Consider the following 15238-nt stretch of genomic DNA (forward strand, 5'->3'; position numbering starts at 1 on the left):
CTCTCTGTCCTGTGATAAACACTTGGTTAGGTTTAGTGGCGGAAAGTCACGAATCATCTATCACATGTGTTAGGGGCAGGAATTTAGGCATGATCGGACGAAGGAAAATTCCTTCGACGCAACAAGATCTTGAACCAAAAGGGTTCGAAGATTTTGAAATGCGTCTTGGCGATCTGATGCGCGGTGAACGGGCGACGATGGCAAAATCCCTTTTGGATGTGCAGCGTGAGCTGCGCATTAAAGCGGGATATATTGCTGCGATCGAAGCCTGCGACATTACCGCATTCGATGCGCCGTCCTTTGTTGCAGGGTATGTGCGGTCATATGCGCGCTACCTTAACCTTGATCCCGAATGGGCTTTTGAACGGTTTTGCACTGAATCCGGTTTTGCACCGACGCATGGCATGGCGCCGCAGGCCTCTGGCCCGCGTCCGCAGCGCCGTCCATCTGAACCGGTCGAGGCGCTGGCCAATCCCAACGCAACATTCGTGCCAAAAACACAAGCTTTCTGGACCCAGATTGAACCGCGTGCCCTTGGCTCAGTTCTGGTTTTGGCGCTGTTGGCGGGGGGCATCGGCTATGGCGGTTGGTCTGTGTTGCAAGAGGTGCAGCGCGTTCAGCTTGCACCCGTAGACCAGGTTCCCGGTGTTCTAGCCGAGCTGGATCCGCTTGCAGCTGCGCAAACACCCCAGTTTGATGCGACAGATGGCGATAGCGGTGTGGGCGACTTGGCTGCAACCGAAAGCATTGACCGGATTTACCGTCCGGCAACTTTGGATGCGCCTGTATTGATCGCACGTGATGGGCCGATTGCAGCGATAGATCCCAATGTAACTGGTGTTCTGGCTGGTTTGCCGGGCATGCAGGGTGCGCAGTCGTCTTCGGTTCAAACTGCGTCTAACGCGCCGAATGTGGATGAAAATGCAATCAACAACGCGATTGCCTCTGCTATGGGCGGCGGCGATCCCGCGACACCCGGCGCTGTGCGCACGATGGCGGAAAACGCACCAGAGATTGAAATTCTGGCCGTTCGCCCATCCTGGGTCCGGGTCAAAAGCGCGGAAGGCGCGACCTTGTTTGAAAAGGTCATGGACGCTGGCGAGCGCTATACATTGCCGCGTCTTGCCCAGGCGCCAACCCTGCGGACCGGTGAATCGGGTGCGATCTATTTCGCTGTAAACGGCGTTGCGCATGGTCCGGCCGGTGCGAAAGGCGCGGTGACGAAAAATATTGCGCTGAGCGCAGAAAACCTGTCGCAAGCATATGCGATGGCAGATCCGCAGGCGGATGCGGCGCTGACATCGATGTTTGCAGTTGCAGATGCAGGGCAGGCAATTGCTGGCCCGGTTGCGGATTGATCCAGAACGGGCAAAAACGTGACCAGATGAAATTTGACAGCCGTTGCTCTTATGCAGCGGCTGTTTTAGTTTGCGGTCAAATGCAGGCCACGAGCTTCAAAGGAGTTGCCTATGTCGCTGAACCAAATCCGTCCGTGGCGCAATATTTACCGTCGTAAATCGCGTCAGATCATGGTGGGAAACGTTCCGGTTGGGGGCGATGCGCCGATTTCGGTCCAAACTATGACGAATACGGACACGTCTGATGTCCGTGCCACATTGGATCAAATTATTCGCGCGGCAGATGTCGGCGCGGATATTGTGCGCGTGTCAACGCCCGATCAAGCTGCCACACAGGCATTGCGCGAAATCTGCCGTGAAAGTCCGGTGCCGATCGTGGCGGATATCCACTTTCATTACAAACGTGCGATTGAGGCGGCAGAGGCGGGTGCGGCCTGTCTGCGGATCAACCCGGGCAATATTGGTGATGCCAAACGCGTTAAAGAGGTTGTGCAGGCGGCCAAGGATTATGGGTGCTCTATCCGTATCGGCGTGAATGCTGGATCGTTGGAAAAGCATCTTTTAGAAAAATATGGTGAGCCATGCCCCGAAGCGATGGTGGAATCCGGTCTGGATCATATCAAGCTGCTTGAGGATAACGACTTCCACGAATTTAAGATCTCGTGCAAGGCGTCGGATGTGTTCCTATCTGCTGCCGCATATCAGGCTTTGGCAGATGCGACTGATAAACCGATCCATTTGGGTATTACCGAAGCAGGGGGGCTGACCTCGGGCACCGTGAAATCGGCCATTGGTTTGGGCAACCTTCTGTGGATGGGCATTGGTGATACGATCCGTGTCAGCCTGTCCGCCGATCCGGTTGAAGAAGTTAAGGTCGGGTTTGAAATCTTGAAATCACTGGGGTTGCGCACGCGTGGCGTTCAGATCATTTCTTGCCCCTCTTGTGCACGACAGGGGTTTGATGTGATTAAGACAGTCGAGGCCCTGGAACAGCGTTTGGAGCATATCAAACAGCCTATGTCCTTGTCGATTATCGGCTGTGTCGTGAATGGCCCGGGTGAGGCATTGATGACAGATCTGGGCTTTACCGGCGGTGGTGCGGGCTCTGGCATGATTTATATGGCGGGCAAGCAAAGCCATAAGCTTTCCAATGATCAGATGATTGAGCATATCGTTGAATTGGTCGAAAAACGCGCAAGTGAGCTGGAAACAGCTGCCGCCGCCCAAGATGCGGCCGAATAAGGCGCCGTTACAAAGCGACAGTTTAAGAATGATAAGCGATTGATAAGGGGGCGTTTTCGTCCCCTTTCTTTATGTGCTTATGCTTTTTGTTCCCCGGTGCTGCTTAAATTTAACGTGACTGCAAGGTGAACGAATTTTTCGGAACGCAAGCGGTTCAGTCCGGGTTGTCTGCCCACAACCAAGGCGAGACACAGTATTGCTGTCCGCGAAGGAGGATAAGATGTTTAAGAAAACCACGCTCACCCTAGCCACCATGTCCATGTTTGCTGCTGGCGCAGCATCTGCATTCCCTGCAAAGGTTGATGGTGCGGGCGATTTACTGCGCGGGCCGGGCGAAGATTATGACGTGGCGATCAGCATTCCTGCTGGTGCACAGGTTGATGTGGACGGCTGCCTGGATGGTGCAACCTGGTGTCAGGCCGAATATATGGGCACCATCGGTTGGATGCCTGCAGCCAATGTCGGCATCGATACGGCAAAGGTTCAGACCCTGACTGTGGTTGACACGCATAACAGCGAAAAAGGTGCTGTTGCGGGCGCGGTCATGGCGGGTGCGGCCGCATCCATCGTGGGCACGCCTGTCGCAGGTATTCTGGCTGCAACAGCTGTTGGTGGCGTTGCAGGTGGCGCGGTAACACCGCCCAAAGCCGAGGTGATCTCTTATGTAGAATCGCATCCGGTTGAACCGGTCTTCCTAGGTGGTGAGGTAAAAACCGGCATGGCAGTCCCTGCTGACATCGAGGTGATTCCAGTGCCTGACGCTGATTTTGCCTATCTAAACGTGAATGGTGAAACTGTGATCGTGACTCCAGATAGCAAAGAAATTGTCTATGTCGTGAATTGATCAACAACAGATTATGTATAAAAGCCGGCACATTGTGCCGGCTTTTTGATGTGTTCTTGTAACTGAGCGGTAGGGTTTAATGCGCGGCTTAGCTGCGCTGATCACTCACAATTTTTGCCATCGTGGCTTCAGGTGCATAGCCGCGCATCAATTCATCACCGATGACAAACGCCGGAGTGCCTGAAATCTGCAGCCGCTGCGCCAGCTCATAATTTGCTTGCAGCACTTTATCGACGTCATTGCCATTCATCGCGGCCATCACCGGTGCGGCGTCGATATCCTCGTCTTTGGCCAGCCGTTCCAGACTGTCTTGAGTGATTTCCCCGCGCAGCGCCATCAGTCGATCATGGACCCGCGCATATGGCTCATCACCCGCGACCTGCTTCACGGCGATGGCGAACCGCGCCGCCAGCTCGGATTGAGGGCCAAGGATCGGGAACTCTTTGACGACAAACCGGATATTACCATCGTTTTCCAGCAGGCCTTCGACCTCGGCATAGGCTTTTTTGCAATATCCACAGCGGTAATCCATAAACTCTACTACGGTGACATCCCCATCGGGGTTGCCACCGACCCAGCTATGATCATCTTCAAAAATGGCCTTGGCGTTTACCGCCACAAGCTGTTGATCCGTTTGGCTTTCTGCCTGTGCCTGGCGCTGTTCCAGCACGTTAATGGCTTCCAGCAAGGTTTCGGGATGTTCCATCAGATAATCGCGTACTGCCGCGCCGAATTCGGTTTTCTCGGATGTGGTCATATTGGTGATGTCAAACGCGCCAGCAGGGGCGGCCACAGCCAGACTGGTGGTCATAAACAGCGCGGCCAGTAGGGTACGGGTCATTGCGGGCGTCCTTTGATGCAAATAATGGTCACTTAGGGCATGTCGCCTAAACCTGAGCCTTCCGCCCCGCCAGTGCAAGGGGCCGCAGTGGGCTTGGTGTAAAATCGTGCCATGTGGCTGGGGCGGCGTGGCTTGACCCTGCGGCTTTGCGCGCCTATCGCGTCAGGGTCATTTTAACCGGGGTAGGGCGGATATGCGGGTTTCTAAACGAGGACAGGTCGCACCATTCATCGCGATGGATGTGATGAACGCCGCGTCTGAGGCAGAGGCAGCAGGGCGTGACATCGTGCATATGGAGGTCGGCCAGCCTGCCACATCCGCCCCGGCGGGCGCACGACAGGCGTTGGCACAGGCGTTAGATACGGATGCGATGGGCTACACAATGGCGCTGGGTCTTCCGGCATTGCGTCAGGGCATCGCGGATTTATATGCACGCTGGTACGGTCTTACCCTGGATCCTGCGCGGGTTGTCGTGACTTCAGGCTCGTCCGGGGCGTTTTTACTGGCATTTACCGCGTTGTTTGATGCGGGCGACAAAGTTGGCTTGGGCGAGCCGGGCTATCCCAGCTATCGACAGGTTTTGCGCGCCTTGTCGCTGGAACCGGTTGGGATAGTTACCCACGCGCAGGATCGCTATCACCCTACGCCCGCGCATCTGACCGAGGATCTGTCCGGGGTGATCCTGGCCTCTCCGGGTAACCCGTCGGGGACGATGCTGGACCGGGATGCGCTTGGTGCCTTGTTGGGTGCGGCAAAATCCCGCGGTATTTCGGTTGTGTCGGATGAAATTTACCATGGCTTGCACTATGATCAGCGGGCCGTGTCGGCGCTGGAACTTAGCGATGACGTCTATGTGGTGAATAGTTTTTCGAAATATTTCTCGATGACGGGATGGCGCGTGGGCTGGATGATCGTGCCGCCCGATCATATCCGCACGGTGGAGCGGCTGGCCCAACATATGTTTATCTGCGCACCCCATGCCGCGCAGGTGGCCGCCCTTGGGGCGCTGTCCAGCATCGATGAGCTAGAGGCAAATCTGGCGGTTTATGCAGGCAATCGTCAGGTTATGTTGGACGGTCTGGCCGCGGCGGGTTTTGTCGATATCGCGCCGCCCGATGGTGCATTTTATATCTATGTTGATGTGGCAAAATTCACGGATGACAGTGTGACATTCGCCCAGGATATTTTGGAACAGGCAGGGGTGGCGGTGACGCCGGGCTGTGATTTCGATCCCGCGCGCGGCCATCAAACGCTGCGCTTGTCTTACGCGCAATCGCGCCCGCGCATTCAAGAGGGGATGAAGCGGCTGCAACGCTTCATGCAATCCTATCGCTGAACTTTCCCGCATGGGGTTTTCGGGTAGTGGGGCGGTGCGGGGGCCTAAAGGCCCCCGGCGCGCGCAAGGGGCTCAATGCCGCGCCGCGCGCGCGACTTCCTTGCCGGGGGGGGGGCGCCGGGCTTGTGCGTCAATCCACGCGGATCATGAACTTGCGCTTTATCGGATCGGCCAATCAAGGTAGCATTGCGCCAATACAACGACAGCCGTGACACTACGCGGCGGGCAAATCGCATGAGGCACCGATGATACGACAGCTACAGCGCCTGATTTGGGCCGCCGTTTCGCTTTTGATGTTTGCAGTTTGCGCACAGGCGCAAACCGGTCTGTCTGCACTTGCGCAGCTTGACCCCGCCCGCACCACCATCACGGGCAATGCCGAACGCACGCAGATTTCCATTGGCCTGTCGCAGCCAATACCGTTCAAGGCCTATCTGCTGGACAATCCGCCTCGATTGGTTGTGGATTTCCGAGAGCTGGACTTCGGCAACGCAAACCCTAAGGATTTTCTGGGCCAAGGCGGTGTTGCTGCATTGCGGTGGGGGCCGTTCCAGCCCGGTTGGTCGCGGCTTGTGGCGGAATTGCCCGGCCCGGTGACCATCACTCAGGCTGTGCAGCTGACACAAGATCAACCGCAGATTCGTATTGATCTTGCCACCGCTGACCCGGCCGATTTTATGCCCCGCGCAGGGGCTGCCCATTCCGCCTTGCACAACCTGCCACAGCCCGCGCAAACGGATCCTTCTGCCACGCGGCAGGACGGATCGCGCCCTTTGCGCATTGTTCTGGACCCCGGTCATGGTGGGTTAGATCCCGGAGCCGAGGCTGCTGGCACCTCTGAGGCAGTTCTGGTCTTGACCTTTGCGCGCGACCTGAAAGAGGCCCTGACCCGGGCCGGGAATGAGGTTGTGATGACGCGTTCTGAAAATGTCTTCGTGCCGCTGGAAACCCGGATGACCGTCGCGCGTGCGTCGGGTGCGGATCTGTTTTTATCGCTGCATGCCGATGCGCTGGAAAGCGGGATTGCGACTGGTGCGACCGTATATCTGTTCGACGGCAATGCCAGCGATGCAGCGTCGCAAAAGCTGGCGGAGCGCCATGACCGTGCCGATCTTTTGGCAGGTGTGGACCTGGAGGGGCAGGGCGACCGTGTGGCCCATGTGCTGATGGATCTGGCGCGCGCCGAGACACAGCCGCGCACCGTACGGCTGTCACAGGTGATGGCGGGCGCGATCCGCTCTGCCGGGATCAAGATGCACAAACATCCGGTGCAAGGGGCAAATTTCTCGGTGCTGCGTTCGCCTGATATTCCGTCATTGCTGATCGAGCTGGGCTTTATGTCGTCCAAAGCGGATCGCGATCGGCTGCTGGATGCAGACTGGCGCAAGCAAATGGCGCAGGCCATCGTGGCGGGTGTGCAGGCTTGGGCGCAAGGTGACGCGGCCGAAGCCCGCCTGCTACGGCAGTAGCCCAACAGATTCGCCCCGGCTGCATTCCGGCAAGGACATGACACGGATGTGACCGCCACCACCATGTGTTTTCAACAATATCGGCTCAATTTTCCGCTATTATAGGCAAGACATGGCCTTGTGCGGCCTGTCACACTCAGATCTTGTTTTGACCGTGCCGGGCCAGCGGGTTATAGGCTCGTGCAACTGTGCGAGGGCGCTGGGGCCCTCATGAGGAGACGCTATTGATCCGCTTTATCTTGTCATCCATTGGCGGCCTGTTTTCGTGGATCGTAACCGGGTTGTTTTTTGCTGCGCTGACCATTGGGGCGATCTTTTGGATGTATTCGCGCAACCTGCCCAGCCATGAGCAGTTGGCACAATACCGGCCAAAGACAATTTCGCGGATTTACAATAATGACGGCCGCCTCATCGATGAATTTGCCGTAGAGCGCCGCTTGTTCGTGCCATCGTCGGATATCCCCGATGTGGTGAAACAGGCGTTTATCTCGGCTGAAGATAAGAATTTCTATGTTCACCGTGGCTATGACACACGCGGTATGGTCTCGGCTTTTGTGGATGCTGTGCGTTCTGGTGGGCAAAGCCTACGCGGGGCGTCGACCATCACGCAGCAGGTGACAAAAAACCTGCTTTTGTCTTCCGACCGTACCGCGGAACGTAAAATCAAAGAATTGATTTTGTCATCGCGTCTGGAAGAGGCACTTAGTAAAGAACGGATTTTAGAACTGTATCTGAACGAGATTTTCTTGGGTCAGAACAGTTATGGTGTGGCCGCTGCAGCGCAGACCTATTTCAACAAATCGCTGTCCGAACTGGCCCCCTATGAGGCCGCGACATTGGCAGCAATGCCTGCAGCGCCCTCCAATTTCCATCCGGTTCGGAATATGGAGAAGCTGCAAGGTCGGCGGAATTATGTTCTGCGCGAGATGTGGCAAAACGGCTATATCAGCGAAGATACCTATCGCACACAGCGGCTGGAGCCTGTGCGCTCGGTCCAGAATGGTGATTACGCGCCGTTTCGTCAGCAATTGCCGCCGCGCGATTATTTCACCGATGAAATTCGCCGTCAGTTGTCTCGCAGCTTCGGGGAAGAAGAGTTCTTTTCGGGGGGGTTGACGATCCGCGCCACGGTCGATCCAGAAATGCAAGATCAGGCCGCGACCGCATTGCAGCACGCATTGGAAAACTACGACCGCAGCCAAGGTATCTGGCGGGGCACCGGGCTGAAAATTGCCGAAGATAAGCTGTCATCCGAGGCAGATTGGCGCGAAGCCCTGGCGGCGATCACCAATCCACAGACACCGCGCGATGTGCCAGGCTGGATGCCTGCCGTTGTGCTGGAGTTGGGCAATAACGACGCCCGCATCGGCATTGAAGGCATTCAAGAGGATGACGACGGCCATTGGGTGCCGGCAAAAGATGTGCAATGGGCGCGCAAGCGCCGCGCGGACGGATCCTTGGCCAGCCGGGCCAAGGTGGCATCCGATCTGTTGGAAAAAGGCGATGTGGTGATGGTGCGCGCCATGACCGCTGACAGTGACGGCAGCTTTATCCGTTGGACCTTGCGGCAGGTGCCACAGGTTGAAGGCGCGTTCATGGCGATGGATGTGCACACCGGGCGTGTGATCGCGATGCAAGGTGGCTTTAGCTATCAATCGACCGTGTTCAACCGCACGACACAGGCGATGCGCCAGCCGGGGTCGAATTTCAAACCCTTCGTCTATGCCGCGGCATTGGATTCAGGGTTCTCGCCCCAAACGATTGTTGTAGACGCACCAATCGAGGTGAACACACCGCAGGGCGTGTGGCGCCCGAAAAACGCATCGAATAAATACTATGGCCCGACGCCGCTGCGCACCGGATTGGAACAGTCGCGCAACTTGATGACCATTCGTATTGCGCAGGAAATCGGCATGGATACGATTGCTGATTATGCCGACCGGATGGGGGTTTACCATCCGATGCGGACTTTCCTGGCCAATTCGCTGGGGGCGCAAGAAACCACAATGTTCGATCTGGTCTCGGCCTATGCGATGTTCGCCAATGGCGGCCAGCGGGTCGAACCGACGCTTGTCGACCGTGTGCAAGATTTGAATGGTCATACAATCTACCGCCATGATCAGCGCGATTGTCTGGATTGCTCTGCCAGTTCTTTGCCTGCCGGGCTTGGCCCGCGCATCCAAAGCAACCGCGATCAGGTTGTCGATCCGATCACCGCCTATCAAATGGTGTCATTGATGGAGGGCGTGGTGCAGCGCGGCTCCGGCACCGGTGTAAATCTTCCGGTGCCTGTGGCAGGGAAAACGGGCACGACCAACGATGCAAAAGACGTTTGGTTTACGGGCTTTACCTCTAATATCGTTGCCTCATGCTATTTAGGCTATGACAATCCGCGTGGGCTGGGCCGTGGGGCATATGGTGGTACGCTATGTGTGCCGGTGTTCAACGAATTTATGAAAGAAGCTGTGAAGAAATACGGCGGTTCCGAATTTGAAGTGCCTCCGGGCGGTTATTGGGCCAAATTCAACCGCTATACCGGCGAACGCCTTCCCGATGATGCCACCGGCGCAATGGTTCAATCGGAATACCTACGCGAAGGTCAGGGCATCATGGGGCTTGGCCTGGTGGTTGACGGCGGCTTTGGCATGGGCAGCAACCTGCCGCTATTCGCACAAGGCGAGACCGAGACCGGTTCTTCCTCGGTCACCACATCCAGCGGGAAAACCGCAATCATCCCGAAACAAAAAGCCAATTTCGGCTCGCTTAGTGCGGGTGGGCTTTACTGACACGGCGGATCAGAGCGGGGCGTGCGACCGGGCGTGACTTGCTCGTTGCGCGCCTTGCCTGTATGACCGCCCCAACATCGCGAAAGGATTTGGGCAGACATGCGCTCCGAGACGCAGAACATCGTCGAACAGATTAAGAAATCTCTTGTCCTTTTGGGCCAGCGGATGGATCTGGAAACGGCACCCCATCGTTTGGAAGAATTCAATGCCATGATCGAAGATCCCACTCTGTGGGATGATCAGGCGCGTGCGCAGAAATTGATGCGCGACCGGCAGGCGTTGATGGATAAATTGGAAACCTATAACCGTATCGACCAGGATCTGAACGATAATATCGAACTGATTGAACTGGGCGAGATGGAAGAAGATGATGAGGTGATCGCCGAGGCGGAAACTGCGTTGAAGGCGTTGAAAATCGACGCCGCCAGCAAAGAGCTGGAAGCGCTGCTGGACGGTGAAGCGGATGCCAATGACACATTCTTGGAAATCCATTCCGGCGCTGGCGGTACCGAAAGCTGTGACTGGGCGTCCATTTTGGCACGGATGTATGTCCGTTGGGCCGAGAAGAAGGGATATGAGGTTGATCTGCAGTCGGAAACGGCGGGCGAAGAGGCAGGGATCAAATCCGCGACCTATAAGATCACCGGCCCTAATGCCTATGGTTGGCTGAAATCTGAAAGCGGTGTGCATCGTTTGGTCCGCATTTCGCCCTATGACTCGGCGGCGCGGCGGCATACCTCGTTCAGCTCGGTCTGGGTATATCCGGTTGTCGATGACAATATCGAAGTTGAAGTCGCGCCGAATGACATCCGCATCGATACCTATCGTTCCTCTGGGGCAGGGGGGCAGCACGTGAATACCACGGACTCAGCGGTGCGGATTACACACATCCCTACCGGGATTGTCGTCACCAGCTCGGAGAAATCGCAGCACCAAAACCGTGACATCGCGATGAAGGCGTTGAAGTCGCGCTTGTATCAGATGGAGTTGGACCGCCGGAATGCTGCCATCAACGAGGCGCATGAGAATAAAGGCGACGCAGGCTGGGGCAATCAGATCCGTTCCTATGTCTTGCAGCCCTATCAGATGGTCAAAGATCTGCGCACCAATTATGAAACCTCCGATACCCAGGGCGTATTGGATGGCGATCTGGATGGGCTGATGGCCGCCACGTTGGCCATGGGGGTTGAGGGCAAGTCGCGTGCGGATGCGCAGGCCGATTGACCGATTATATTACGGTGACTGTATCAAGGGCGGCCAGTGGTCGCCCTTTTGCATGGGCGCGGCGTGGTGCGGTTCACCTATAAGTTGATTCGGGCCATTTGGGTCAATTTTGATCTAAATGGATCAAATTGATCATCTGAATTTGCCAAGTTGAAATAACAGGCAGCCGATGTTAATAAATTAAGTCTATATTTTCGCGACCTTGGCCGCAGCGCAGCATTCCACAGTTGATTTTAGAATCGGATATGTCACAGACTTGTTTCATTGACGCTAACAGCAGCTTGAAATGCAGCCCGAAGGGCCGCTGAGGGAGATGCATGGCATATCGAATTTACATCACAGGCGCAGCCGGATCTGGAACCTCTTGTCTGGGGGCAGGATTGGCAACCCATTTAGGGGTCGCACATCTTGATACGGATGATTTTTACTGGGCGCAAAGTCCGATGCCCTACACAGAAAAACGCCCCGTTCCTTTGCGTTGTGCGTTGATTGATCAAGCGCAGCATGAGGCGATGGGGTACGGAGGCTGGGTTTTGTCAGGCTCTGCAGATGGTTGGGGGGACAGTGTAATTCGCGATGCTGACCTGATTGTGTTCATGCGCGCGCCCACACCGCTGCGGCTGATGCGAATTCGCCGCCGAGAGGCCGCTAAATTCGGCAGTCGTATTGAATCCGGTGGTGATATGGAATTGAATCATCGGAAGTTTTTGAAATGGGCTGCCAGTTATGACGAGCCTTATTTTGGTGGCCGTTCGCTGACCCGGCATCTGGAATGGTTGTCCGGGCAAGACACCCCGGTGTTAGAGCTGAGCGGCACGCGCCCCTTGTCAGAGTTAATAGACCACAGCCTGTTCGCCTTGCGCGGTGGGGCAGCAGAACAGGGTCAAAAAGCCGGATGATTTCTGCCTTGCGGCACCGATTTTCTGCATTGCGGCAACGATTTACCCTATACACCCGTGACAAGCTGTCGCACCTTAGTTTTGGCCAAGATTTTGGGAGGAATCTTGGCCGATGCAGACAGGGGAGGGTCTGTATGCAGATCGTGATGGGAAACTGTCCGGGCTGCCCGAGAAGTGGGTTTGATCGCCAGTCGATCGCCTATTGCTCCTGTGGCTGGGGCTGCGCGCGTTTTCTCGTGTGCGCCCTGGCCATTGGTGAGCCGCCTTTGACCTGATGATTCCCTTAGCAGTGTAAACGCCTCATCGGTGCAACATTCCATATGTGCGATTGGGGAAGGCGGGTTCTGTCCGCCAGTAGCAGCGGAACACTAGCAACTGCCGTGTCAAACGCAGGACATGAAAACGGCCACCAAGGAGTGTCCCGGTGGCCGAAATATTTGTCATCTGAAAATCCAGAACACGCGCTGCAGCGTCGTATGTGATCCCCATCTGTAGGCACTATAGCACGGTTGCACCATGATGCCCGAAGGCGGCTTACTGCCCTTCGTAGGGCGGTTCGTCCATAGGCGGCGCAAGCTGCGGCGTGGGTTGGCTGCCATTGCCCAGCGGGTCGTCCTGGCGCTGAACCGAGCCTTCAAAATGGGCGCCGGATTCAATTGCGATGGTTTTGTGGATGATATCACCCTCAACCCGCGCACTTGAGGTCAGGCGCACTTTCAGCCCGCGCACACGGCCAACCACGCGGCCATTCACGACAACATCATCTGCGACGATTTCACCGCGAATCGTAGCGCTTTCGCCGACCGTCAGCAGATGCGCGCGGATGTCGCCTTCAATCACGCCCTCTACCTGAATATCGCCCGTGGTGCGGATATTGCCCGTGACGGTCAGGTCAGCCGACAAAACCGATGCCGGTGGCTTGGAGCGCGGCGCGCTGGACGAAGGGACGAAATCGTTCCTACGTGGGGGCAGGCCGCTATCGGTCGCCTTTGCGGTCTCAGCTTCGTTGCCCGTTTTCGGGCCAGGTTCATGGATTTTGCTCTTAGAAAACATTCTTGGCAGCCTTGATGAAGGTCATCGGGTTAATGGGTTTTCCACCCACCCGGATTTCATAATGCAGATGCGGTCCGGTCGACCGTCCAGTATTTCCCATATCACCGATACGGTCGCCTTGCGAGACTTTTTGGCCCTTCTTCACGCGGATTTTGGAAAGATGGCCGTAGACGGTCGAAACTCCGAACTCATGTTGGATTTTAATAACCTGGCCATAGCCGTTTTCCCATTCCGCAGCGGTCACGACACCATCGGCAGGGGCAAGGATCGGTGTGCCCACAGGCGCGGCCATATCCATCCCCGCATGTAGCCGACCCCAGCGATATCCAAATGGTGAGGAATACCGAAATTGCGAGGTGACGGGCATCGCAAAGGGCAATTTGTCCACCGCGATCCGGTACATATTCATCTGATCAAGCTTTTGCAGGATATTCGCAGCGCGCCGGTCATCTTCGCTCAGATCAGCCATGCTTTTGGTGCTTAGCGCGATGGCGGTCAGCGGCCCGCCGGTTCCTGAATATCCCTTACGCACCTGCGCCAAAATATTATCGGGGTTCATGCCGGCCGATTTGAACATTTTGTCCAGCGGCGTCATCGACACGGTCACGGCATCTTCCAATGTCGAGAAGATCTCGTTGTTGCGCTCTTCGAGCAGCTGTTTTTCCAGCGCGATCCGGTCAGCATCCAGCTGTGCGTCTTGTGCAATCTGTGTAGCGGCGTCGCGCTCTTGCGCCGTGGTGTTCAGCGCGGCGGCCAACATATCCATCGTTTGCGACAGATCTTCGGACCGTGCCACATTGCCTGTGGCCCCATCGCTGCTTGTGGCCTGCAGGTCCGATGCCGTGGCGCGCGCCAGGTCACGTTCATCCATCACCCGGCGCAATGTGGTCTGGATGACATGGATGCCGGTTTCCAGCTCACGCCGATGTTCTTCGGATGTCAGCAGTTTGGATTGCATCTGTGACACTTGTTCCAACGCCAATTGGAACCGTTCTTGTGCGTCGATCGCCTCTTCTGCGCGGGTATCACGTTCTTGGCTAAGGCTTTCAAGACGGCGTTCAAATGCATCTTGTGACAGTTCAGCTTGCTGCGCGGATGAACCCGAAGAAATGCTGTCGAAAAACAACAAGGAGGTAGAAATCATCGACCAGCTGAACAGTAGCCCCGCGGTTGCCAGAACCGAGGCCTGTGTCAGCGGGCGCAAGCGAACGAACCGCGTCGAATTGTCTGACTTTAGAAACAGTCGCTGCTCAGGCAGGAAGCGTTCCAAAGCGGTGTTCGCGCGATCAATAAGGCGTCTTGGCAAATTGCTGTTCCTGTTTGCTTCGTCGTGGCGACGTCTGGCATGACCATAAAGCGATGATCAAAGAGCGGTCGGCTGGGCCATAGATTGCGGCAGGGGCTAACCCCTGAAACCGCAAGCGAGATACCAAGCCGCCTTGGAATGGCGCAACCTGTTTTGCCCCTCAGGTATGGAAAGGGCCCGCGAATCCACAGTTTCGGGCGGAATTCTGCCGATTTCTACACGCAAAAGTTGTGAAATTGCTAAAATATGCCACCTGTGGCCCAGTTGCCACGCCGCCATACTGTCCCACTGCGTGTGTCGTTGGCGACGTGGCGAATCTTTAGGTAAGGGCGCGCGCTGCGGCCAAAACCTCTTGAGCGTGACCTTTGACTTTGACCTTGGGCCAATGCTGAGCGATCGCGCCATCGGCCCCGATCAACACCGTGGAGCGTATAATCCCCTCATAGGTTTTGCCATACATTTGCTTTTCGCCCCATGCGCCGAAGTCTTCGCATACCGTGCCGTTTTCGTCGCTGACAAGGGTCACGCCCAACCCATGTTTGGCGCAGAAATTCTCATGTTTTTTCAAGCTGTCTTTCGAAACGCCAATCACAACCGTATCGCAGGCGGCAAATTCATCGGCCAGGCGGGTGAAATCCAACGCCTCCGTCGTGCAGCCTGGGGTGTTATCTTTGGGGTAGAAATATAACACGACCTTTTGGGGACGCAGGGCGGACAGGGTCAGCAAGGGCTGGGCGCTGCCATTATCCGTGCGGGGCAGGGTGAAATCGGGCGCAATTTCGCCAATGGATATCATCTGAGGCTCCTAAGTGCTGTTTTGGACGCTTGTATATGGCTATGGTCAAGAAAGGCGCTATGGTGCTTTGGCTGTTGGTAAAAC

12 protein-coding genes are annotated in these 15238 nt (G+C 56.2%); 8 read left to right on the plus strand and 4 right to left on the minus strand.

Features of this window, described 5'->3' with window-relative positions:
- The first annotated feature begins 89 nt into the window (after positions 1–89).
- From BFP70_RS08115 to BFP70_RS08125, 3 genes are all read left to right on the plus strand, one after another.
- Positions 90–1358 (plus strand): helix-turn-helix domain-containing protein, encoded by a 1269-nt coding sequence (locus BFP70_RS08115; protein ID WP_066010842.1) that lies wholly within the window; start codon positions 90–92, stop codon positions 1356–1358.
- A gap of 111 nt (positions 1359–1469) precedes the next feature.
- A complete protein-coding gene (gene ispG / locus BFP70_RS08120; RefSeq protein ID WP_066010843.1) occupies positions 1470–2600 on the plus strand; it encodes a flavodoxin-dependent (E)-4-hydroxy-3-methylbut-2-enyl-diphosphate synthase in 1131 nt (376 codons plus the stop codon).
- A 220-nt stretch (positions 2601–2820) separates the two neighbouring features.
- Positions 2821–3444 (plus strand): DUF1236 domain-containing protein, encoded by a 624-nt coding sequence (locus BFP70_RS08125; protein ID WP_066010844.1) that lies wholly within the window; start codon positions 2821–2823, stop codon positions 3442–3444.
- 88 nt (positions 3445–3532) lie between these two features.
- Here the strand turns inward: BFP70_RS08125 and BFP70_RS08130 are convergent, their stop codons facing one another.
- Complete coding sequence (locus BFP70_RS08130; protein ID WP_066010845.1) at positions 3533–4285, minus strand: DsbA family protein; 753 nt, start codon at positions 4283–4285, stop codon at positions 3533–3535.
- A gap of 193 nt (positions 4286–4478) precedes the next feature.
- Here BFP70_RS08130 and BFP70_RS08135 point away from each other — a divergent pair, with 193 nt between their 5' ends.
- The 5 genes from BFP70_RS08135 (at position 4479) to BFP70_RS08160 (ending at position 11999) form a co-directional block, all read left to right on the plus strand.
- On the plus strand, positions 4479–5621 hold the full coding sequence (locus BFP70_RS08135; protein WP_066010846.1) for a pyridoxal phosphate-dependent aminotransferase: 1143 nt from the start codon (positions 4479–4481) through the stop codon (positions 5619–5621).
- 245 nt (positions 5622–5866) lie between these two features.
- Positions 5867–7090, plus strand: coding sequence for an N-acetylmuramoyl-L-alanine amidase (locus BFP70_RS08145; RefSeq protein ID WP_066010848.1), 1224 nt, complete (start codon positions 5867–5869; stop codon positions 7088–7090).
- Positions 7091–7314: 224 nt separating this feature from the next.
- Positions 7315–9876, plus strand: coding sequence for a penicillin-binding protein 1A (locus tag BFP70_RS08150; RefSeq protein WP_066010849.1), 2562 nt, complete (start codon positions 7315–7317; stop codon positions 9874–9876).
- 99 nt (positions 9877–9975) lie between these two features.
- Positions 9976–11100, plus strand: coding sequence for a peptide chain release factor 2 (prfB, locus tag BFP70_RS08155; protein ID WP_066010850.1), 1125 nt, complete (start codon positions 9976–9978; stop codon positions 11098–11100).
- 317 nt (positions 11101–11417) lie between these two features.
- Positions 11418–11999, plus strand: coding sequence for an adenylate kinase (locus BFP70_RS08160; RefSeq protein ID WP_066010851.1), 582 nt, complete (start codon positions 11418–11420; stop codon positions 11997–11999).
- 534 nt (positions 12000–12533) lie between these two features.
- On the opposite strand, the gene BFP70_RS08165 is transcribed toward BFP70_RS08160, so the two are convergent.
- From BFP70_RS08165 to BFP70_RS08175, 3 genes are all read right to left on the minus strand, one after another.
- Positions 12534–13052 (minus strand): polymer-forming cytoskeletal protein, encoded by a 519-nt coding sequence (locus BFP70_RS08165; RefSeq protein WP_066010852.1) that lies wholly within the window; start codon positions 13050–13052, stop codon positions 12534–12536.
- The gene (locus tag BFP70_RS08170) at positions 13042–14358 is read right to left on the minus strand and encodes a M23 family metallopeptidase (protein ID WP_066010853.1); all 1317 of its coding nucleotides are present in this window, start codon (positions 14356–14358) and stop codon (positions 13042–13044) included. Before BFP70_RS08170 ends, BFP70_RS08165 begins: the two co-directional genes overlap by 11 nt.
- Positions 14359–14677: 319 nt before the next feature.
- The gene (locus tag BFP70_RS08175) at positions 14678–15154 is read right to left on the minus strand and encodes a peroxiredoxin (RefSeq protein WP_066010854.1); all 477 of its coding nucleotides are present in this window, start codon (positions 15152–15154) and stop codon (positions 14678–14680) included.
- Between the last annotated feature and the right edge of the window lie 84 nt (positions 15155–15238).

This window comes from Thioclava sp. SK-1 (assembly GCF_001705665.1).
In the GTDB taxonomy this organism is placed as follows: Bacteria; Pseudomonadota; Alphaproteobacteria; order Rhodobacterales; family Rhodobacteraceae; genus Thioclava.